Below are 20,599 nucleotides of genomic sequence, written 5' to 3'. Positions count from 1 at the left end.
TCAATCCCACGATGAGAAACACCGTCTACGCCTCGCTTTTCCTGGCCCTCTCCGCGGCGCTCTCCCAGGCCGCCGCCCCCACGCTCGAGGCCCCTCCCGGCTGGAAGGACGTCCTGGGCGAAGGGAAGGTGCGCAACGCCGTCATCGCCCTGAAGGGCCCGGAGACGGCGTCCTTCATCGTCAAGCGCGCCCCCTCGGCGCCGCTCGACAATCCCGCGGGGACGCGCGGCTATCTCCACGACGTCCTGGGCGGCCTGCGCGAGGGAAGCCGGCAGGATTATCGCTCGAGCGGGCGCGTGGAGACGCGCGTGTTCCGCAACGGCCTGACGGCTCAGATGCTGCGCGCCCAGCTCGCGGGCGAGGACCGGGTGATCATCGCCTTGTTCGGGACCGGCGGGACCCCGCACCTGGCGGTGCTGATGAGCGCGGCCCCGGAGGCGATGGTCAATTCCCTGCTCGGCGCGATCCAGACCGGGCGCGTCGAGGGCGCGGTGCAGAGCGCGGGCGTCAAGCGCAGCCTCGACGGCCAGCTGGAGCTGTCGCTCGGCGGCGGGCTGCGCTCGCGGGCGCTGCTGGACTCGGAGACGGCCAAGGGCTTCGTGCTCGTCGTCCAGGGCTCGGGCTCGGAGATCCTGTTCCAGAAGCTGTCGGAGGCGGACGCGACTAAGCCCGGAGAGCAGGCGGCGATCGTGCGCGAGCTGACGGCCGCGTCGGCCGGCGTGCCGGCGGAGCGGATCGCGCCGGTGCGGTCCGCGCCCACCGCGGCGGGACCCGTCGCCGTCTACTCGTGGGCCCGGTCCGGCCCGGCGGACAAGCTCTCCGTCGGCTACCTGCCGTGGGGCTACTGGGGCTATCAGCTGTTCGGACGCGGCCCGGCCGCCGACGAGCTGATGGTCGGGACCTTGGCGGCGCTCAAGGCCGGGTCCACGGCCGTGCCCGGCTTGCTGGCCTCGACGCCGCGGATCCCGATCGAGAAGCCGCTGCCCGCCCGCAAGCTGGCGCTGTGGGGCCTGGCGGCGCTCGGCGCCGTCGTCCTGCTGGCCTGGAGCCTGCGGCGCAAAACAGGTAGGCTACCCTCATGAGCGAGTCCAAGGACGACGTCAAGAAGGCGGCGCGCCTGCGCGAGGCGCGGGCGGCGATACTCGATCAGCTGGGACGCGTGATCGTCGGCCAGGAAGGGACGGTCGAGGAGGTGCTCATCGCGCTGTTCGCGCGGGGGCATTGCCTGCTCCAGGGCGTGCCGGGACTGGCGAAGACTTTGCTCGTGACGAGCCTGGCGCGCATACTGGACCTGCAGAGCTCGCGCGTGCAGTTCACTCCCGACCTGATGCCCTCCGACGTTACGGGCACCGAGATCCTGCAGGAGGACCCGGTCACCCGCGCGCGGGCGCTGCGCTTCGTGAAGGGGCCGGTGTTCGCCAACTTCGTGCTGGCCGACGAGATCAACCGCACGCCGCCCAAGACCCAGGCCGCGCTGCTCCAGGCGATGCAGGAAGGGCAGGTCACCGCCGGATCTCAGACGTTCGCGCTGCCTCGCCCTTTCTTCGTCATGGCGACGCAGAATCCCATCGAGCAGGAAGGGACGTATCCGCTGCCCGAGGCCCAGCTCGACCGGTTCTTCCTCCAGTCGCTGCTGGGCTACCCGACGCTGGAGGAGGAGCGGCGCATCGTCACCGAGACGACCGGCGCCTTCCTGCCCGACCTCAAGCCGGTGCTGACCGCGGCCGAGGTGCTGGAGCTCCAGGACCTCGTGCGCCGCGTGCCCGTGCCCGGGCCGGTCGTGGACATGGCGGTGAACCTGGTGCGGGCGACGCGGCCCAAGGACGCGCTGGCCTCCGACAGCGTCAAGCAGTGGGTGTCGTGGGGCGCCTCCCCCCGCGCGTCGCAGGCGCTGGTGCTGGGAGCGAAGGCGCGGGCGCTGCTCGAGGGGCGCCTCGTCGCCTCCCAGGAGGATCTCGTGCGCGTCGCCAAGCCCGTGCTGAGACATCGATTGGTGCTGAACTACCAGGCCGAGGCCGAAGGCGTGCTCGCGGACGACCTCATCGCGCGCCTGTTAGATGCGGTGGCTTGATCCGGAGTCGCAGGCCCGGCTGAAAGGCCTGGCGCTCTCCCCGAGACGCGCCTCCGGCCTGTCCGGCGCGCCGGGCAAGCACCGCTCGCTGGCCCGCGGCCATTCCCGCGACTTCGCCCAGCACCGGCCGTACTCCTACGGCGACGAGTCTCGGAGCATCGACTGGAAGGCGTACGCGCGCCTCGACCGCTTCTACGTGCGCGAGTTCCGCTCCGAGGACCGCATCCCCGTCTTCGTCCTGCTCGACCGCTCCGGCTCGATGGCCTACGCGGGCGCGGGGCGCCCGTCGAAGCTCGACCTGGGGCGCCGCGCGGCGGCCGGCGTCGCGTGGCTCGCGCTCTCGCAGGGCGACGAGGCCGGCCTCGTCGCCTTCGGGACGGAGGCGAAGCTCTCCTTGTCCCCGCGGGCGGGCGCGGCCCAACTCGGCGCGTTCGACGCGGCGCTGAGCGAGGTCGAGGCTTCCGGCGAGACCGACCTCGCCCGCGCCATCGAGGCCGCCGCCGAGGAGCTGCCGCGCCGCGGGATGGTGGTTCTGATCAGCGACCTGATGGGCGACACGGCGGGCGCGCTCAAGGCGGTGCGCGGCCTGGCCGCGCGGCGCCACGAGGTGCTGGTGCTGCGGACCATCGACCCCGACGAGCGCGACTTCCCGTATGACGGGCCCTGCCTGATGGAGGGCCTGGAGGGCGGCGAGCCCCTGTTCGTGGACGCGCGCGAGGCGGCGCCCGCCTACCGCGCCGCGTTCGCGCGGCAGGCCGAGGCCTACGCCGTCGCGCTGCGCCGCGCGGGCCTGGCCTACGCCACGGCGGAGACCGGCGGGCATTGGGAGGCGGCGCTGGGGCGCCTGCTCGCGCGGTGAGGTTCGGCCTCCCGGCGGCGCTGTGGGTCCTGCCGCTCGCGGCCCTGCCCGTCGTCGTCCACCTGCTGTCGCGGCGCGCCGCGCGGCGCGTGCCGTTCTCCGACCTGACCTTGCTCAAGGCCGTGGACGCGCGCGCCCGCCCCAAGGCGCGCCTGCGCGAGCTTCTCCTGATGACCGCGCGCTGCGTCCTGCTCGCAGCGCTCATTCTCGCGGCCGCCGCCCCGGCGCGGCGCGGCGACGCGGCGGCGGGCGGCGCGGGCCTCGACCTCGTGCTCCTGCTCGACGCGTCTTACTCGACGCGCGCGCGCGACGGCGTCACCGTCCGCTTCGACGCGGCCCGCGAGGCGGGCCGGCGCCTGCTCAAGCGCCTCGCGCCCGGCGACCGCGTCGCCGTGGGCGTCTTCGACGAGAAGCTCAAGGCGCCGCTCGCGTGGGGCGACGCTCGCGCCGCGGACGCGGCCCTGGCCGCCGCGCGCCCGGGCTGGCGGGGCACGAACGCCGCCGCCGCCCTGGCCGACGCGCGCAAGGCCCTGGAGGAGGCGCCGCGCGGACGCAAGCGCGCCGTCGTCGTCCTCGGCGACGGCGCGGAGCACGGCTTGCGCGAGGCCGCCCCTGCGCCCGCCGAGGGCGCCGCCGTGGTCGGACTGCGCTTCCCGGCCCTGCCCAACGCCTGGATCGCCTCCGCTGGGCCCGCTCCCGACTCGAGCGCGCGCTCTCCCCGCGTCGAGGTCCGCCTCGCGGCCTCGGGCGCTCCCGCCGTCACACCGCTCGACCTGTGGGTCGGCGACCGCCGCGCCGGCTCCGTCTCCGCCTCCGTCCCCGCCGGCGGCGAGGCCCGCGCGGCCTTGGCCCTTCCCGCCGCCGAGCAGAGCGCCGCCCCGTCCTGGACCGGCCGCGTCGCCGCCCGCGCCGGGGCGCTCGCCGAGGACGACCAGGCGCACTTCTCGATCGCCCACCGGCCGTCGCCGCGCGTGCTCGTGCTGTACTCCGACCCGCAGTTCTTCCGCGCGGGCAAGACCGGCTGGTTCCTGCGCGAGCTGTTCGGCGGCGGCCGCGAGACCTTGGCGGGCCGCGACGCGGACCTCCTGGAGGCCGCGCGCTGGAACGAGGCGGACCTGACCAGATATGGGACCGTGATGATGGCCGACGCGTCGCGCCCGTCGCCCGGGCTCTCGGCCGCGCTCGAGGCGTTCGCGGAGCGGGGCGGCGGCGTCGTCTTCATCCCGGGAGTCAGGGGCAACGAGGCCGACCTCGCCGCGTATCCGTGGCTTCCGGCGCGGCTCGGGGCGGCGCACGAGCCGTCCGCGCCGGGAATAAAGGCCGCGCGCGAGGGCGAAGCGACGTCGGGCTGGGGAGATCTGGACTTATCCAAGGTCGTCGTGCGCCGGATCTTCTTCCTCGAGCCCGCCGCCGGGTCCGAGGTGTGGGCGCGCGCGGCCTCCGGGGAGCCGCTGCTCGTCGCCGGGAGCATCGGACGAGGGCGGGCCGTCGTGTGGGCGTCTCCTCTCGACGCCGGCTGGACGAATCTCGGCCTCAAGCCGTTCTTCATCCCTTGGGCCCGCGCCTGCCTGGCCTTGAGCGTCCCCGAGTCCGCCCGCGACGCCGCAAGAAAAGTAAAGGTTGGAGACCCGATCGTCCGCGAGTGGTCGCGCGGCGAAGCCGCGCCGGATCGGATAACGGTGATCTCGCCCGAGGGCCGTCGCACGTCGTTGTCGGTTTCCGGCCGAAGGGCCGTTTTGCCGGAAGCTTCGACGCCCGGCTTATATACGTTCGTGGACGGCGTTCGCAGCGTGACCTTCGCCGCCAATATCGATCCGTCGCGCGGGGAGAGCGACTTGCTGCCTTCGAGCTCTCCACCATGGCGCTCGTGCGAGGTTGAAGATCTCGAGAATGAATTTCTCGATTCCGTTTACGGAAAAGATCTTTCCGTTTGGCTTCTCGGCCTGGCGGCGCTCATGTTGATCCTTGAAATGTTTTTGTCGTTGCCGTTGCGCCCCGCTCCGCTCGCGACCCATAAAGCCACGGGGAAGGTCGCGGGGGCGACAGCCTTATTTATTTTTATTTGTCTGTCCTCGTTCCCATCGCGTGCCCGAGCCCAACAAGGAGACCGCTTCGTCTGGACGCAATTGCAGCTCGGCGACACCTGGGATCCCTACCCCGACGCTCCCGACATGATCGCGGCATGGCTCGGCGAGGTCACCAGCGTCCGCGTCTCCCCCGCGCGCCGCGCCATTTCTTTGAGCGACCCCGCTCTTTTTTCCTCTCCCTTCGTTTACCTGGCCGGTACCTCGGCCCCGCCTGAATTGCGCGACGACGAGCTGCGCCGCCTGCGTCAGTTCATCTCCGGCGGCGGCTTCCTCTGGGTGGAGGACTCCGGCGGCGGCCCCCCCGGGTCCTTCGACCGCTGGCTGCGGCGCGAGCTCCCCCGCGTCCTGCCCGACTCCGCGCTCAAACCCCTCCCTCCCGACCACGTGCTGTTCCGCACCTTCTTCCTGCTCCGCGGCCCCGCCGGCCGCGTCCGCGTCCACGGCGCCCTCGAGGGCGTGGACTGGGGCGGACGCGTCGCCGTCCTCTACACCCGCGACGACGCCCTCGGCGCCTGGGCGAAGGACGCCCTCGGCAAGCCCCTGCGCGCCTGCGTCCCCGGGGGCGAGCCCCAGCGCGAGCTGGCCAAGCGCCTGACCCTCAACGTCGTCATGTATTCCCTCACCGGCTCGTACAAGTCCGACGCCGTCCACCAGGCCGCCATCCTCGACAAGCTGAAGGCGGCCGCGCCATGAGGTCCTGGGGCCTCGAGTCCTCCGCCGGCCCGTGGACCTGGCTCGCCGTCGCCGTCCTCGCCGGCGCGTTCTGGGCCCACGCCCGCCGCTCGCCCGCGCGGCGCTCGCTCCTGGTCCTCCGGGGCCTCGCCGCGGCGGCGCTCGCGCTCTCTCTCCTGCGTCCCTCCGTCCTCGCGCGCGAGGGCGTGCTCGCCAAGCCCCGCCTGCTCATCCTCCTCGACGCGGGCCACACGATGAAGGGCAAGGCGCCCGGCGCCGCCTCGCGCCTCGCCCAGGCCGTCGCCTGGCTCAAGAAGAACCGCGCCGCCATCGAGTCCCGCGCGGAGGCGACCGTGACCGTAGTCTCCGACCGCGCCCGGCCGCTCGGCGGCCTCGACAAGCTCGACGCGGCCGCCGCCGAGGGCACCGCCTTCAAGCCCGACCAGAGCCTTCCCGACGCCTTGCCCGCCGAGGGCGCCCCCGCGCGGACCTGGCTCGTCACCGACGGCATCGCCGAGGGCGGCGGCGACCTCGGCCGGCTGCTCGCGGGGCTGGGCTCGCCCGTGGACATGCTCGGCGTCGGCCCGACGAAGCGCGAGACCGGCGCCGCCTTCCTCGACCTGAAGGCCCCCGACTTCGCCTTCCTGCACGGCGCGATCCCGGTGACGGCGAGCGTCGAGGCCACCGGACTCGCCGGACGCGACGCGACCGTGACCTTGTCCCGCGCCGACGAGAGCGCCCCCGGCGGCTGGCGCGAGGTGGGCCGGGTCAAGCGCCGCGTCAACGCCGACCTCGAGACCTTCCCCGTCGAGCTCGCCGCCCCGGCGGACGCTCTCGGCACGGCGCGCCTGCGCCTCGTCGCCTCGGGCGGCGGGCGCGAGAGGGCGCGCGAGTTCCGCGTGGAGACCGTGCGCCAGAAGTACCGGATCATGTACCTCGCCGGCCGCCCGAGCGCGGAATACTCCGCCTTGCGCGAGTTCCTCAAGGCCGACCCGAACCACGAGCTGGTCTCCTTCGTGATCCTGCGCAACCCGGAGAACCCCTCCCCCGCTCCCGACTCCGAGCTGTCCTTGATCCCGTTCCCGGTCGACGAGATCTTCGGCCGCGCTTTGCCCCAGTTCGACTTGTTCATCCTGGAGAACTTCTCCGCCGCCCGCTTCCGCCTGCCGCCTCAGCACCTGGACGCGCTCAAGAGGTTCGTCCTCAACGGCGGGGCCCTGCTCGTCAAGGGCGGCGACAACGCCTTTTCCTCCGGAGGCTACAAGGGTTCGCCGCTGGAGGAGGCGCTGCCGGTAGCGCTCTCCGCCCGCGCGCCCGATTTCGTCCCCGGCCTGTTCTCCCCCCGGCCCGGCCCGCCCGAGCATCCGTTGGTCCGCCTCTACGAGACCCCGGAGGCGTCGCAGCGCGCCTGGGCGGCCCTGCCGCCGCTCGACGGCTGGGGCCGCTTCGCCTCGGTGCGCCAGGGCGCCACCGTCCTCGCGTACCACGCCGGGCAAAGCACCGACGACGGCAAGCCCCTGCCCGTGGCCGCGGTGCGCTCCTTCGGGCGCGGCAAGGTCATGCTGATCTCCACCGACTCGTCGTGGCGCTGGAAGCTCGGCGCGGCGGCCGACCCGGACGCCGCGGGCTTCTACGCGCGGTTCTGGACGCGCGCGGTGCAGTACCTGACCGGCGGCCTCGACCTGTCCAAGGTGAAGTTCGCCCCGCTGCCCGACCGCGTGCCGCCGCGCGAGCCGGCGCGCCTGTCGCTGCGCGTCTTCGACGAGGGCTTCGGCCCCGCGCCGGCGGCGGACACGCGCGTGACCGTGACGTGGAAGGGGCCCGACGGACGGGCCCTCGAGGTCCCGGCGAGGTTGACCGAGCCCGGCACCTACGCCGTCGAGCTCCTGGGCCTGGCTCCCGGCGCCCACAAGGTCCGCGCCTCGGCGCGCGTGCGCGGCCGGCCGTGGGGCGAGGACGAGGTCCGCTTCGCTTGGGAGCCGGTGCAGGACGAGCCGATGGACCGCGGCTGGCTGGCCAAGGCCGCCGCGGCCGGCGGCGGGACCTTCGTGGACCTCTCCTCGGCGCGCGCCTCCGCGCTGCTCGACCTGCTCCCGCCCCCGAGCCCGCGCGGGGAGACGCTCCGGCGCCTGCGGCCGTTCGCGTCGCCGTTCTGGCTGGCCCTGGCGGGGCTCCTGTTCCTCGGCGAATGGGTCCTGAGGAGGCGCTCCGGCCATGCTTGAGAGCGCGCTCCTGTTCCTCGCCTTCGCGGCCCTCGGCGTCCATCAGGCCGCGCCCTCGGTCACCACCGGCGACGCCGGGGAGTTCGCCGCCGCGGCCGCGTCCTGGGGCGTGCCGCACGCGCCCGGGTACGCGGCCTGGACCGTGCTCGCCAAGGCGCTGGGCACGGCCCTGCCGCTCGGCGACTGGGCGTACCGCGCCAACCTGCTCTCCGCGCTGTGCGCCGCCGCGGCCCTGGCCCTGCTGTGCGACGCGCTGCGGCGCTGGGGCGCGGGGCGCGCCGCACGCGTCGGCGCGGTCGTCATCCTGGGCCTCGCCCCGCTGTGGCGCGAGCAGAGCGCGGTGGCGGAAGCCTTCGCCCCGCTCGCGCTGGCCGGCGCGGGGCTGCTGTGGGTCGCCGCGGCGGCGGGCGAGCGGCTGCTCCAGCCGGGCCCGGCCGCGGCCCTCGGCCTCGTCTTCGGCCTCGGCCTCGGCGTGCACCAGACCTTGCTCCTCGTCCTTCCCGCCCTGATCCTCGCCGGCCTCGGCAAGAAAGGATCGTGGCCCAAGGCCCTCGCCTGCGCGGCCCTCGGCGCCGTCGCCGGTTTCGCCCTGCACCTGGCCATCCCCCTGCGCGCGGCGGCCTCTCCGCCGGTGGACTGGGGCCACGCGACGACGCCCGAGGCGCTGCGGCGCCTGCTCCTGCGCCGCGACTACGGCACCTTCGCGCTGACCGTCGACGGGGCCCGCGAGTTCGGGCCCGCCGAGCTGGGCGCCCAGCTCCGGCGCTTCATCGGCGCGCTGGTCCGCGCCTTCGGCCCCGCCGGCTTCCTGCTCGCCGCCGCGGGCGCGGCGTCCTTCCGCCGCTCGGGGCTCGCGCTCGAGGCCGCCGTCCCCGCCGTCTGGCTGCTCGCCGCGGGGCCGCTGTTCCTGTTCCTCGGCCGCCCGGGCTTCGACGCGCAGACGAGCGGCGCGCTCGAGCGCTTCTTCCTCCTGCCCCTGCTCGGCGTCGTCCCCTTCCTCGCCGCGGGCCTCGCCATGCTCGGCGCGCGCGTGGCGAAGTTCTCCGCTTTAGCCGCCGTGATCGCGGCTCTCTCGATGATTCCTGAGGCGTTGGCCGAAACAAGAAGAAATGATTTTTTGACCTACGATTACGGAAGGGGCATTCTTAGGAGCCTTCCCCCGAACGCGATCGTAGTAATGGACGGCGGGGACGACACCTTCTATTCGTTATCGTTCCTGACCGTCGCCTCCGGCCTTCGTCCCGACGTCGAGTTGCGCGACCGCGGCGGCGTCGTCTTCCCGGGAGGCTACGGCGCCGATTTCCGTTCGTTGACCAAGGACGCCAAGGAGGCCCGCCGCCGAGAGGTCGAGGGCCGCTGGTTCGCCTCGGGCCGCCTGTGGTACTCGACCTTGAACGAGAACGTGCTGCCCGGCGCCGCGCTCGCCCCCGCGGGATTCCTGCGCCGCCCCCTGCGGCCGGGGGCCCCTTTCCCCGACGGTCCCGCCTTGCGCGAGACCATGGCCGTGCGCTGGACGCGCGAGGCGGCGGCGGCGCGCTACCGCGACCGCGCGCTCGCGGCGTTCATCCCCTATCAGCGCGGCGTCGAGGCGCTCTCGCGCGGCGACGGGGAGGCGGGCGTGCGCTGGATCGAGTCGGCGGCCTCGCTCGCTCCCGACGCCCTGTGGGTCGTCCCGACCGCGGCCTACGCGCTCGGCGCGGCCGGCTTCCGCGCCATGGAGCGCCGCGACTGGCCGTCGGCCGAGCGCGCGTACCGCGCCGGCGCCGCGCTCGAGCCCGCGAAGGCCGAGGCGATGTCGAACCTGGGCGTGGCCCTCGAGCGCGCGGGCAAGACCCGGGACGCCGAGGCCGCCTTCCGCGAGGCCGTACGCCGCGAGCCGCGCTCCGCCCGGGCCTGGTCCGCGCTCGGCGCCCGCCTGTGGGCCGACTCGCGCTGGGCCGACGCCGCCGACGCCTTCGCCTCGGCCGCCGAGCTCGATCCGGCCGACGGGCGCTCCGCCGCGTGGGCGGCGCAGGCCCGCTTCCGGGCGACGGGCAAGAGATGAGCTTCGGGGTATTCCTCGGCGTCCTCGCGCTGTATCTGACGAGGCTGCCTCCCGTGCTGGCGCCCTGGCGCGACACGGGGGAGATGACCTTGGCCGCCGCCACGCTCGGCGTGGCGCACCCGACGAGCTATCCGCTGTACGTGCTCCTCGGCCGTCTGGCGAGCCTGCTTCCGCTCGGCAACCCGGCCTACCGGCTCAACCTCCTCTCCGCGGCCGCCGGCGCCGCCGCCTGCGCCCTGCTTTTCGCCGTGATCCGCCCCCGCAAGGGAGCCCTGGCCGGGCTCGCGGCGGCGCTGTGCCTGGCCTTCAACCCGGGCTTCTGGGCCGTCGCGCAGGTCTCCGAGATGTACTCTCTGTGGGTCCTGAGCGCCGTCGGCCTGATCGCTTTGGCCGGGCGCCTTTCGACCGACCCCTCCGAGCGTCTGTGGCCCGCCTTCTGCTACCTGTGCGGCCTCCTGCTCGCCAACCGCCTCGACCTGATCCTTCTCGCGCCCGGCCTCGTCTGGCTCGCGCTGTCCTGCCGCCGGGCGGTCCCGGGCGAGGACAACCTCTGGCTCGGCGCGGCCCTCGTCCTGTTCCCGGCCGTCTCGGCGCTGTCGGGCTCGAACATCCCCGCCGCCGCCTTGATCCTGGGCACCTTCGTCGCGCGCGCGCGCGGCGAAGGCGCGGCGCGCCGCGCCGCGTGGGGCGCGGCCGCCGGCCTCGCGGGCTTGTCCGCGTACCTGTACCTTCCCGTGCGCTCCGCCACGGGGCCTCTGCTCGACTGGAACCATCCCGCCGCCGCCGCCGGCTTTCTCGACTCCCTGCTGCGCACGCGCTACGGCGGCACGCTCGACCTGATCTCCCGCAACTACGGGACCGGCGAGCTGTTCGCCGACAACCTCCGCCTGTGGGGCGCGCACCTGTGGGACGCCTTCGGCCCGGCGCTGGCGCTGGCCGCGCTCGGGGCGTTCGCCGACCTGCGCGAGGACCGCTCGCGCTTCTACGGGCGCCTCGTCGCGTGGTGGTGGGCCGGGCCCGTCTTCCTGTTCCTCGCGAACATGCCGCCGAACCCTCACGCCGCCGCCATCCTCGACCCGCATTACCTGCTCTCCGACGCGATGCTCCTGTTCTGGCTGGCCGGCGGCGTCGCCGCGCTCGGCGCGTACCGCCGCGCCGCCGCCGTCGCGGCCGTCCTCGCCTGGCCGCTGGCGCGGGCCGTGCCCGAGCGTCTCGACCGCCGCGCGCACTTCCACACGCTCGATTTCGCCGCCAACGTCTTCCGCGCCGCGCCACCGGGCTCCGTCGTCGTCGCCAAGAAGGACGTGCAGCTCTACGCTCTGTGGCATTACCAGACCGTCGCCGGGCGCCGCCCCGACCTGCGCATCGTGTCCCAGGGACTGGCCGGCTCTCCTTGGTATCAGGCCGACTGGCGCCGCCGGGACCATGCCCTGCTCGTCACGAGCCTCGCCGCTCCCGAGGGCTGGAAGGCCCTGGGCGTCTCCGGCGCCCCGGTGCTGATGACGCAGGACGCCGAGCCGCCCGAGAGCCTCGTCCCGGCCCTGACGCCGCGCGGCCTCCTGCAGGCCGTCTCCGGCGCCCCGGAGGAACTCCCGCGCGACCTGCTCGTCCGCCGCGGCGCGCGGCGCGTCGAGGAGGCGCCGGATTTCTTCACGCGCGACCTCATCGAGGGCTACGCCGCCGCCGCATACCGCAGCGCGGTCGGCCACCAGCGGAGGAACCGGCTCGCCGCGTCGGAGGAAGCCCTCCAGGAGGCTTGGGCCGCGAACTGGCGGTTCCCCGACGTCCCCCTCTTCCTCGGCTACCTCCAGGCGAGCGGCGGGCGCATGGCCGAGGCGGCCGCGTCTTATGCGCTCGCCGACGGCCTGTTCGCCGAGAAGCTCGCGCTCGCCGGCCGCTTCCGGGCCCTGCCCGGCGTGGTCTCCGACCTGCGCCGTCAGGCCGCCGAGTCCGCCACGCACAGCGGCGTGGCGCACGAGAAACTGGGCGACGCCGCCGGCGCCGAGGCGCATTACCGCCGCGCCCTGGCCCTGTATCCCCTCGCGGAGACGCGCTACGACCTCGCCGTTCTGGCCTGGGGCAAGGACTGGGCCGCCGCCGAGGAGCACCTCTCCGAGGCCGTGCGCCTCGACCCCGGCCACGCCGCCGCCGCGCGCTCCCTCGCCGTCCTGCGCGCCCGGCGTTGAACCGCTTCCGGACTGTTTCCGGAAACAGTCCGGGGAACGGATGAACCACAAAGACACCAAGACACAAAGAACGGAAAGCATGGTAACGGCATATGGCCACGGCCGTCGACTTTATCCGTTGCCGTTCTTTGTGGCTTGGTGTCTTTGTGGTTGAATCCGTCCGCCGTTCAAGGCAGCAAAGGCAGGAGCCCGTTGACGATGCGGTAGGTCAGGCCCCAGACGACGAGGCCCTCGGGAAGGTCGGGCAGCTTGAAGCAGGGGACCTCGACGGACTTCTCCCGGATCGAGACCTTGGTCAGGCTCCGTGCCGCGTGGAGCGACTCGAGCGGGACCCAGAACGACGCGGCGACCTCCGCGCTGGTCCCCGCCTCCGGGCGCGGGCTCACGCCGAAGACGAAAGGCCGGATCATCAGCGGCGGCAAAGCGGGCGTGCTGGGCTGGAGGTCGTCGAGGGCTCCGAGCAGGGCCCCCGGCGGCAGGTCGACGCCGATCTCCTCGCGCGTCTCCCGGATCGCGGTGGCGAGGAGGTCCGCGTCCCCCGCCTCCCGCCTTCCGCCGGGCAGGCCGATGTTCCCCGACCACGGGTCGCCCGCGCGCACGGCGCGGCGGATGAACAAGGCTTCCAGTCCTCTCTCCCCGGGCGCGAGCATCAGCGCGACCGAGGTCTCGAGGAGCCCGGGCCGCGGAGGGTTCCGTCTCGCGGCGGCGAGGCGCGGCGTCAGGGAATCGAACAGGGGGTGAGGACGTTTATCGATCATTTTCCGTCAACCGGGGAGGTCGTTATTTTTTCGGAAAATGGTTGTACCTGAACTGGAAGAAGCCCAGCAGGTCGTAGCCGCCCTGGTACTTGAGCAGGGCCAGGTCGAAGTTCATCTTCAGGAAGCGGCCGATCTTGAAGTTGATCAGCATCGGCTTGCGCGCGGCGCCGTTGAACTTCATCACCTCGACGCCGATCGGATAGTCGGGCTTGAGCAGGTAGAAGGCGCTGGCGAACGGGACGGTTCGGGAGACGACCTGCGTGCCGGTGTTGTCCCGGGTGTAGAACTTGAGGGCCTCGGGCGTCAGGAACTCGGACATGTTCGCGGCGAGGTTGCCGATCGTGCCCTGCATCAGGCCGGCGCTGGTGCGGATGGGCCCGAACTTCTTGGACGCGACGAAGTAGCCGTCGGTCAGGATCTTCGTGTTCTTCGTGTCGATCTTGACCGACACGCCGGGCGCGGTCACCGTCGGCTGGGGCGAGTCGCGGAAGACGAGCATCGCCTGGCCGCCGACCGCGACGGCCGGCCGCAGGCGGGTCTCCGACTGGATCTGCATCTTGCCGTCGGCGGTCAAGGTCCAGAGGCCGATGCGGTCGATGTAGTTCGTCTTGCGCGGCGAGTCGGGATAGGAGTTCTTCCCGTAGAGGCGGCCGATGAAGTAGGCGGCGTTGATGTCGAGCGCCATGCCCGGGTTCTCGAAGCGCCCGGCGCCGCGCCACGCCGTCGGGGTCAGCAGCACGCCGCCGACCGCGGTGGGCGGCGTGACGAAGACGACCTTCGGGGCTTCGACCGGCTTCTCCATGACCTCGAAGACGACGCGGACCTGGTTGGTCGAGACGGAGATGGCGGAGAACTCGGGGGGCACGGGCGAGCCGGGGATCGCGTACACGGCGGGCGTCAAGGTGGTGAAGCGGCCGAGCGTCATCAGGTCCTGCACGTCGCTCTGCAGGTCGGCGGCGGTGTAGAGGTGGCCCCGGCGCGCGCGCACGGAATCGCGCCACGCGTAGTCGGCGACGACCCGGCCGGCGGAGAAGAAGAGGACCTCGGCGGGCACCCAGGGGCCGCCGGACACGGACAGCGGCGAGCCGAGCGTGAGCACGGGCGAGGGCGCGACGGGCACCGCGGTGGCCGCGGGAACGGCCCAGGGGTTGGTCTGGCCGGTCGGAGGGGTCCAGGGCGTCTCTTGGGCGGCGACGGGCGCGGTCGTCCCGAGAAGGGCGGCTACGGCGATGAACAGCGCGGTCCTCGTGGACTTCAGATCATTCTCCCAAGTATCAAGCGTGCGAGCAGGTTCGCGACGATTCCGGCGCCGACGTCGTCCATCACGACCCCCGTCCCGCCCGGAAGGCGTTCGAGGTACTTATACGGCGGCAGCTTCACCGCGTCGAAAAAACGGAACAGCACGAAGGCCGCCAGGGCCGCCGTCCAGGTCCTGGGCAGCCACGCGGCCGCGACCCAGAAGCCCACGATCTCGTCGAGCACGATGCGGGAATCGTCGTGCGTCTTCAACGCCTTTTCGGCGATCCCGCAGATCCAGCACGCCGCCGCGATCGCCGCGACGACGACGAGCGCGTAAGCCGGGGGAGCCTCCGGGAGCAGGAACCAGAGCGCGAGCCCCTCGAGCGTCCCGAGCAGCCCCGCGCCGGTCCACTTCCGGCCGCGTCCCGTCGGGGCAATATAGCTTATCCCTAGGCCGGTCGCCAACATGACGCCGGCCCGTTCGAGGGTCATTCCCAGGACTTCTCGAGCATCGCGCGGTACTGGCGCAGGTAGGAGGCGAGGCTCGACAAGGCGAGCGCGGCGCACAGCGCCGTCAGCGGGTAGACCGCCTTGATCATCCAGGGCCGGGCCTGGCCGCGGTCCTTGGCGACGACGACGCCGATCATCAGCATGATCGCGACGAGCTGGATCGCGGTCTTGATCTTCCCCCACTTGTCGGCGGCGAGGACCTTGCCCTGCGCGCCGGCGATCACGCGCACGCCGCCGATGACGAGCTCGCGCATGACGATGACGAAGACCGCCCACAGCGGGACCTCGAGCTCCTTGAGGCGGATGAGGGCGATCAAGGTCCCGATGACGAGGATCTTGTCGGCGATCGGGTCGGCGACCTTGCCGAAGGGGCTCACGGACTTCATGCGGCGCGCCAGCCAGCCGTCGAGCCAATCCGTGATGATCGCGAGGACGAACATGACCAGCGCGGCGGAGTGCCAGCCCGGCTCCTCGGACATCAGGGCGCCGAACACCGCGGCCGCCAGGACGATGCGCAGCATCGTCAGGCGGTTGGGAAGGGACATGGCCTAGGGGATCTCGACGCGGTACTGCCCGTCGGGCCCGGGGGCGCCGAGCGTCACGGGCAGGCCGTTGAGCGTCAGCTCGAGCGCCGCGGGCTCGGTGGTGCGCAGCTCGACGAACTTCACCGGCTTCCATTCCTGCACGGCCTCGCGGGGAGCGCGGCCCTCGAAGGCGACGACGCCGTCCACCGAGACGCGCAGCCAGGCGTCGTTCTTGAGGCGCACGACGAGCTTCGGCTCGACGGAGCGCGGCATCGGCTGCAGCGCCGCGGGCGCCGTCCCGGAGGGCTCGGCGGCGCGCTTGTCCTGGTCCTTGAACAGGAACACGGCCAGTCCGATGGCGAGGAGGACGGCGAGGACGATCGCTCCGGTCGCGCCGGAGCCGTGCGCCTGGGCCTCGCGGCCGTGCGCGGCCGCCGCCGGATGCGCGTGGCCGTGAGCGGGCGCGGGCGCATGCTTCGCGGGAGCGGGCGCGGGCGTCGCCGCCGCCTTCGGTGCGGGCGTTCGCGCCGGAGCGGCGGGCGCGGGCGTCGCGGCGTTCGCCGCGGCGGGAGCGTCTCCGGGGGCCGCGGGCGCCTCGGGAGCCGCGTTCAATTTCGTCCAGATCTCGTCGAAGTTCACGTCCAGATGCTCGCAGTAGCCCTTCAGGAACCCGCGCAGGTACACGACGGCCGGGAACTGCTCGAAGCGGTTCTCCTCGAGCGCCTCCAGGAAGCGCTTGGAGATGCGCGTCTGCTGGGCCACGGCCTCCAGCGACTGGCCGCGCTTGAGGCGCGCCGCGCGCAGGATCGGTCCGATCTCGGCTCGAAGGGCGGTGGTGTGCTTGGTCGGTATGCGGCGAAGGGGATCGGGCTCTTTGTCGAGACTCATTTTTTCGGCTCCGGAGACTTGAAGAGGTCCGCGTCGGCGGGAGGCGTGAACTTGAACGTCTCCTCCGGGATCGCGGGGTTGAGGCGCACGCCCTCGAAGCGCGAGCGGATCTCCGCCCGGCCGACCTTCAAGGTCGCGTCGCCGGGGAAGAAATCCCTGGTGCTCGCCTTGAGCGTGAGGACGAAATCGGAGTCGGGCCCGCGCTTGTCCGCGGCCTTCGGGGTGAGCGTGAGCGTGAACATCCGGTGGCCGTCCGCGTCGGGCGCGGTGACGGTGGTCAGGGTCGTCTCGTAACGCGAGAGCATGTCGGCGGACTTGCCGAAATCTAAAAGCCCCTGTGCGAGAGGCTCGGATTTTCGCCAGGTCTCGAGCCGTGATTGGATGACTTGGTTGGTGCTGTTACGGTAGACCCACAAATAGGTGCCGTCCGAAACGACGGTCTGCGGCTCAGGGATCCGATGAGTCAAGCGCAGCAGGTCGGGCTTTTTAAACAACACGTCGCCCTCCACGGTTTGCACGACGTCAGATCCCTCCATGCGCACCGATTGCCTGAACGAGGCCTTAAGAGTGCTGATCTTTCCGTCGGTCTCCGCGAAGCGGAGACCAATCTGTTCCAGCGTCAAAGGAGAGGTCGATGCCGCATATTCCGTTAACGCCGTTCCTGCAGCGGCGGAGGAGACAGCCGCCGGTTTCACCGCCGTCGGGCCCGTCTTCTTCCCCTCCTTCGCGAAGCACGAGGTCGTCAGAGCGAGCAGCGCGGCGACAGCAAGGTTCCCCATGTCGTTAATCCGTTAATCCTTCCGATCGATCGGCACCTGCGGAAAATGCACCTTCATGTAGTCCTCTATGGTATCAAAACGGATCTCCCACCGATTGGTGCCTTCCGGCTTGTGGATGAAATCCTTCACCTCGAGCGCCGACAGTATGTTCGTCGCCCGCGCCGAGGACCCGAACTGCGACTTCAGCAGGTCCTGCGATATCCGCCGTCGTTCCAAAATCAATTTTAATGCCTGCGAGAACTCCAGCGGCTCCACCCCGAACTGCGACAGGTCCGCCGCCGCCCCGCCCTTGGCCGCCATCGTCTCGAGCATCGGGTAGTCGGCCTTCCCCTGCGTCTTCAGGTAGTCCACGAGGCCCCGTATCTCATCCTCCGACACGTACGCCCCCTGGCATCTCTCCGGCTTCTGGGCCCCGCTCGACAGATACAGAAGATCTCCTCTCCCCTGGAGGCTCTCCGCGCCCGACCCGTCGAGGATGACCTTGGAGTCGATCTTGCTGATGACCTGCAGCGCGATGCGCGAGGGCAGGTTGGCCTTGATGACGCCGGTGATCACGTCGACGCTCGGCCGCTGCGTGGCGAGGACCATATGTATCCCGACCGCGCGCGCCATCTGCGTCAGCCGCTGGATCGCGTCCTCGACGATGTCCCCGGCGATGAGCATCAGGTCCGCCAGCTCGTCGATGATGACGACGACGTAGAACTCGCGCGGCAGGCCCTTCTTGTCCGCCATCGCGTTGTAGCCCTCGATGTTGCGCTGGCCGTGCAGCTGCAGCCGCTCGTAGCGCTTCTCCATCAGCGAGAGCAGCGCCTTCAGCGCCTTCGCCGCGTCCTTCGGGTTCGTGATCACCGACACGCGGGCGGGCTCGACCATGGGGTCGAACAGGTGCGGTATGCCTTCGTAGAAGGTCAGCTCGGTGCGCTTCGGGTCGATCATGACGAACTTGACCTCGTCGGGGCGCGCGCGGAACAGGATCGACATGACCATCGAGTGGATCAGCACCGACTTGCCCGAGCCGGTGGCCCCGGCGACGAGCACGTGCGGCATCTTGGCGATGTCGGCGGCGACGGGCTCGCCGGACGCGGAGAGGCCGAGGCCGAAGGACAGCAGCGGGGCGCTTTGCGGGATCGCCTCGGACTGGAGTATCTCGCGCAGGACGACGGCCGCCTGCCGCGGGTTGGGCAGCTCGATGCCGACGGCGGCCTTCCCCGGGATCGGGGCCACGATGCGGATGCCCTTGGCGCGCATCGCGAGCGCGATGTCGTTCTCGAGCGCGACGATGGAGGACACCTTCACGCCGGGCGCCGGCGAGATCTCGTAGCGGGTGATGACGGGCCCCGGCGAGTAGCCGGAGACGCGCGCGTCGATGTCGAAGCTCTTCAGCGTGCGCTCGAGGTCGGCGACGGCCTGGGCGATCTCCTCCTCGGTCGGCTTGCCGCGCTTGCGCGCGTCGGAGGGCATGGAGAGCAGCTCGAGGCTCGGGAGCTTGTAGTCCTTGTACGCGGCGGTGGGCGGCGCGGGGGCGATGCGCTCCCCCTCCACGGCCTTGACCTTGGCGTCCTTGTCGACGACGAGCTTGGGCGCGCCGTTCAGGGGCTTGATCTCGCGCGTGTCCACCGCCTTGGGCAGCGGCAGGGACTCGGGCGCGGGCTTGGTCTTGGGCAGCTCCGCGTCCTTGGCCTTCGATTTGGCCTTGGCCGCCTCGTCCTGCGGCGGCGCCTTGGCCTTGAGCGCCTTCATCTCCGCGCGGGCCTTGGTCCATTCCGCGTAGTCCTCGGCGAGGAGCTTGGCGAAGGTCTGCGCCACGGCGGCCCAGCGGATCTCGAAGCACACCTGCAGCGCGAACAGGAAGCCGCCGAGGGCCATCAGGAAGGCGCCGACCGCGCCCATGCCCGACGTCAGCCAGCCGCCGAGATTCGCGCCCCACGTCCCGCCCGAGAGCGCCGCGTCCATTCCTACCCAGCCGCCGATCTGCGCCGACAGCGCGGTGCCCGCGAGCAGGCCGAAGAACGAGGCGAGGCTCGTGACCATCCAGCCCGACGACTTGCCGCGCAGCACGTGCTGCAGCAGGCCGTTGAACAGGAACACGGGAAGCAGGTACGAGGCCGCGCCGAAGCGCCGGAACAGGAACTCGGAGAGCCCCTGGCCGATCACGCCCGAGTACTGCGGGAACGCGAGGGCCCAGCCGAGGTAGACGGCGCCGAGGAAGAACGCGACCCAGCGGATCGCGGACGGCAGGATGTCCTTGCGCTTGGTTCCCTTCGTCGCCTTAGCCGCCGAACGGTATCGGTTGATTGCCATGGAAGCGAATTATAGCGGTTTTTTGTGAGTTTTCCAGGGGGCGAGCGCGGTGCTTGGCGAGCGGTGCCTGGCCTGACAATTCGACCAATTCTCGGGAACTGTTTCAGGAAACAGTCGGGCCCCGGCGGGATGCGGCCGCCGGGGCCCCGAGTCCGAGCCGGCGCGGCCTACTTGTTCGGCTGAGGGGTGACGCGCAGGTACGGCTTGATCGTCTTGAAGCCCTTCGGGTAGTTCTTCTTGAGCTCCTCCGGGTCCTGGATCGCGGGCGGGATGATGACGTCGTCGCCGTTCTTCCAGTTCACCGGGGTCGCGACCTTATAGCCGTCGGCGAGCTGCAGGGCGTCGATGACGCGCAGGATCTCGTCGAAGCTGCGGCCCGTCGAGGCGGGATAGGTCATCGTCAGGCGGATCTTCTTCTGCGGATCGATGATGAACACCGTGCGCACCGTGAAGCTGTCGAGCGCCTTGGGGTGGATCATGCCGTAGGCGTTGGCGACGGCCCGCGACTCGTCGCCGACGATCGGGTAGTCGACCTTGCAGTTCTGAGTCTCCTCGATGTCTCCCTTCCACTTCTTGTGGGACTCGGACGAGTCCACGGACAGCGCGAGGACCTTCACGTTCCTCTTCTTGAAGTCGGCGGAGCGCTTCGCGGCCTCGCCCAGTTCGGTGGTGCAGACGGGCGTGAAGTCCTTCGGGTGCGAGAAGAACACGCCCCAGGAATCGCCGAGCCATTTGTGGAACTCGAGCTTGCCGATCGTCGAGTCGGCGACGAAGTCGGGGGCGGTGTCGCCCAGGCGCAGGTTGGCGGTCTCTATGGCGGCGGTCATATTGGTCTCCTTGAAAGGGAAAGGCGACCCCATGCTAACAATAGGACCATGGCGCGTCAATGGCGGGGATGCGACGGAGGCGCGCCGGCGCGGTTATCGCGCGACGATGATGAGGTCTTGGCCGGACTTGACCGGCTTGCCGTTCTCGACGAGGCACTTCACGATCGTGCATGGGAACTCGGCCTTGATCTCGTTGAAGACCTTCATGGCCTCGATCATGCAGATGACGTGTCCCGGCTTGACGACGTCGCCCTCTTTGCAGAAAGGCGGGCTCGACGGCGACGGGGCGCGGTAGAAGATGCCCATCATCGGCGACTTGACGGCGGTGCCCGCGGGTGCGGCCGGGGCGGGCGCGGCATGCGCGGCGGGAGCCGCGTGGTGAGCCGGCGCGGCCGCGACAGGGGTGTTCATCCCCCCTGTCGCGACCGGCACCGGAACGGCGACCTGCTGCACGTTCGCTTTTCGGCGCACGAGCTTGACGGTCGCACCGTCCTCGACGATCTCGACGGAGTCGAGGCCGTTCTGGATCATGAAGTCGTAGACGGACTTGAGAGTCTTGAGCGGGCCTTCCGCTCCGTTCCCGTTCGTTTCCGCCGGCGTCTTCTTGGCCATGGGTTAACTTATTAAATGTC

The 20,599-nt window shown here is 71.4% G+C and carries 16 protein-coding genes; 7 read left to right on the top strand and 9 right to left on the bottom strand.

Annotation, left to right across the window (positions count from 1 at the left end; genetic code table 11):
- Positions 1–11: 11 nt before the first annotated feature.
- The 7 genes from HYV14_17265 to HYV14_17235 are packed head-to-tail and all read left to right on the top strand — an operon-like array spanning position 12 to position 12,141.
- On the top strand, positions 12–1,082 hold the full coding sequence (locus HYV14_17265; GenBank protein ID MBI2387740.1) for a hypothetical protein: 1,071 nt from the start codon (positions 12–14) through the stop codon (positions 1,080–1,082).
- Positions 1,079–2,071: a MoxR family ATPase gene (locus HYV14_17260; protein MBI2387739.1), complete on the top strand. Its 993-nt coding sequence runs from the start codon at positions 1,079–1,081 to the stop codon at positions 2,069–2,071. The genes HYV14_17265 and HYV14_17260 overlap by 4 nt, the downstream gene beginning before the upstream one ends.
- On the top strand, positions 2,058–2,930 hold the full coding sequence (locus HYV14_17255; GenBank protein ID MBI2387738.1) for a DUF58 domain-containing protein: 873 nt from the start codon (positions 2,058–2,060) through the stop codon (positions 2,928–2,930). The genes HYV14_17260 and HYV14_17255 overlap by 14 nt, the downstream gene beginning before the upstream one ends.
- Positions 2,927–5,710 (top strand): DUF4159 domain-containing protein, encoded by a 2,784-nt coding sequence (locus HYV14_17250; GenBank protein MBI2387737.1) that lies wholly within the window; start codon positions 2,927–2,929, stop codon positions 5,708–5,710. The genes HYV14_17255 and HYV14_17250 overlap by 4 nt, the downstream gene beginning before the upstream one ends.
- The gene (locus HYV14_17245) at positions 5,707–7,911 is read left to right on the top strand and encodes a hypothetical protein (protein ID MBI2387736.1); all 2,205 of its coding nucleotides are present in this window, start codon (positions 5,707–5,709) and stop codon (positions 7,909–7,911) included. Before HYV14_17250 ends, HYV14_17245 begins: the two co-directional genes overlap by 4 nt.
- Positions 7,904–9,955 (top strand): DUF2723 domain-containing protein, encoded by a 2,052-nt coding sequence (locus tag HYV14_17240; GenBank protein ID MBI2387735.1) that lies wholly within the window; start codon positions 7,904–7,906, stop codon positions 9,953–9,955. The genes HYV14_17245 and HYV14_17240 overlap by 8 nt, the downstream gene beginning before the upstream one ends.
- The gene (locus HYV14_17235) at positions 9,952–12,141 is read left to right on the top strand and encodes a DUF2723 domain-containing protein (protein MBI2387734.1); all 2,190 of its coding nucleotides are present in this window, start codon (positions 9,952–9,954) and stop codon (positions 12,139–12,141) included. Before HYV14_17240 ends, HYV14_17235 begins: the two co-directional genes overlap by 4 nt.
- 167 nt (positions 12,142–12,308) lie before the next feature.
- Here HYV14_17235 and HYV14_17230 read toward each other — a convergent pair whose 3' ends face one another.
- From HYV14_17230 to accB, 9 genes are all read right to left on the bottom strand, one after another.
- Positions 12,309–12,899: a CoA pyrophosphatase gene (locus HYV14_17230; protein ID MBI2387733.1), complete on the bottom strand. Its 591-nt coding sequence runs from the start codon at positions 12,897–12,899 to the stop codon at positions 12,309–12,311.
- A gap of 22 nt (positions 12,900–12,921) precedes the next feature.
- Positions 12,922–14,019: a hypothetical protein gene (locus tag HYV14_17225; protein MBI2387732.1), complete on the bottom strand. Its 1,098-nt coding sequence runs from the start codon at positions 14,017–14,019 to the stop codon at positions 12,922–12,924.
- Between the two features lie 134 nt (positions 14,020–14,153).
- On the bottom strand, positions 14,154–14,630 hold the full coding sequence (locus tag HYV14_17220) for a phosphatidylglycerophosphatase A (GenBank protein MBI2387731.1): 477 nt from the start codon (positions 14,628–14,630) through the stop codon (positions 14,154–14,156).
- Positions 14,627–15,193 (bottom strand): CDP-diacylglycerol--glycerol-3-phosphate 3-phosphatidyltransferase, encoded by a 567-nt coding sequence (gene pgsA / locus HYV14_17215; protein MBI2387730.1) that lies wholly within the window; start codon positions 15,191–15,193, stop codon positions 14,627–14,629. Before pgsA ends, HYV14_17220 begins: the two co-directional genes overlap by 4 nt.
- Positions 15,194–15,196: 3 nt before the next feature.
- Positions 15,197–16,060 carry a helix-turn-helix domain-containing protein gene (locus tag HYV14_17210; GenBank protein ID MBI2387729.1) on the bottom strand — a complete coding sequence of 288 codons (864 nt, stop codon included), beginning with the start codon at positions 16,058–16,060 and terminating at the stop codon, positions 15,197–15,199.
- Complete coding sequence (locus HYV14_17205; protein ID MBI2387728.1) at positions 16,057–16,839, bottom strand: outer membrane lipoprotein carrier protein LolA; 783 nt, start codon at positions 16,837–16,839, stop codon at positions 16,057–16,059. Before HYV14_17205 ends, HYV14_17210 begins: the two co-directional genes overlap by 4 nt.
- A 12-nt stretch (positions 16,840–16,851) precedes the next feature.
- Positions 16,852–19,140, bottom strand: a complete 2,289-nt coding sequence (locus HYV14_17200; protein ID MBI2387727.1) for a cell division protein FtsK — start codon at positions 19,138–19,140, stop codon at positions 16,852–16,854.
- A 167-nt stretch (positions 19,141–19,307) separates the two neighbouring features.
- The gene (locus HYV14_17195; GenBank protein ID MBI2387726.1) at positions 19,308–19,967 is read right to left on the bottom strand and encodes a peroxiredoxin; all 660 of its coding nucleotides are present in this window, start codon (positions 19,965–19,967) and stop codon (positions 19,308–19,310) included.
- Between the two features lie 93 nt (positions 19,968–20,060).
- The gene (accB, locus tag HYV14_17190; GenBank protein MBI2387725.1) at positions 20,061–20,579 is read right to left on the bottom strand and encodes an acetyl-CoA carboxylase biotin carboxyl carrier protein; all 519 of its coding nucleotides are present in this window, start codon (positions 20,577–20,579) and stop codon (positions 20,061–20,063) included.
- Positions 20,580–20,599: the final 20 nt, after the last annotated feature.

The sequence above is a fragment of the Elusimicrobiota bacterium genome (genome assembly GCA_016182905.1).
Taxonomy (GTDB): domain Bacteria; phylum Elusimicrobiota; class Elusimicrobia; order UBA1565; family UBA9628; genus GWA2-66-18.
Note: the sequence above shows the minus strand (reverse complement) of the source record. Positions and strands in the feature narration are given on the sequence as shown.

Excerpts from the sequence above, each read along its gene's own strand:
- HYV14_17265 (MBI2387740.1), top strand. The coding sequence starts at position 12 with ATGAGAAACACCGTCTACGCCTCGCTTTTCCTGGCCCTCTCCGCGGCG.
- HYV14_17260 (MBI2387739.1), top strand. The coding sequence starts at position 1,079 with ATGAGCGAGTCCAAGGACGACGTCAAGAAGGCGGCGCGCCTGCGCGAG.
- HYV14_17255 (MBI2387738.1), top strand. The coding sequence starts at position 2,058 with ATGCGGTGGCTTGATCCGGAGTCGCAGGCCCGGCTGAAAGGCCTGGCG.
- HYV14_17245 (MBI2387736.1), top strand. The coding sequence starts at position 5,707 with ATGAGGTCCTGGGGCCTCGAGTCCTCCGCCGGCCCGTGGACCTGGCTC.
- HYV14_17240 (MBI2387735.1), top strand. The coding sequence starts at position 7,904 with ATGCTTGAGAGCGCGCTCCTGTTCCTCGCCTTCGCGGCCCTCGGCGTC.
- HYV14_17235 (MBI2387734.1), top strand. The coding sequence starts at position 9,952 with ATGAGCTTCGGGGTATTCCTCGGCGTCCTCGCGCTGTATCTGACGAGG.
- HYV14_17230 (MBI2387733.1), bottom strand. The coding sequence starts at position 12,899 with ATGATCGATAAACGTCCTCACCCCCTGTTCGATTCCCTGACGCCGCGC.
- HYV14_17220 (MBI2387731.1), bottom strand. The coding sequence starts at position 14,630 with ATGACCCTCGAACGGGCCGGCGTCATGTTGGCGACCGGCCTAGGGATA.
- pgsA (MBI2387730.1), bottom strand. The coding sequence starts at position 15,193 with ATGTCCCTTCCCAACCGCCTGACGATGCTGCGCATCGTCCTGGCGGCC.
- HYV14_17210 (MBI2387729.1), bottom strand. The coding sequence starts at position 16,060 with ATGAGTCTCGACAAAGAGCCCGATCCCCTTCGCCGCATACCGACCAAG.
- HYV14_17205 (MBI2387728.1), bottom strand. The coding sequence starts at position 16,839 with ATGGGGAACCTTGCTGTCGCCGCGCTGCTCGCTCTGACGACCTCGTGC.
- HYV14_17200 (MBI2387727.1), bottom strand. The coding sequence starts at position 19,140 with ATGGCAATCAACCGATACCGTTCGGCGGCTAAGGCGACGAAGGGAACC.
- HYV14_17195 (MBI2387726.1), bottom strand. The coding sequence starts at position 19,967 with ATGACCGCCGCCATAGAGACCGCCAACCTGCGCCTGGGCGACACCGCC.
- accB (MBI2387725.1), bottom strand. The coding sequence starts at position 20,579 with ATGGCCAAGAAGACGCCGGCGGAAACGAACGGGAACGGAGCGGAAGGC.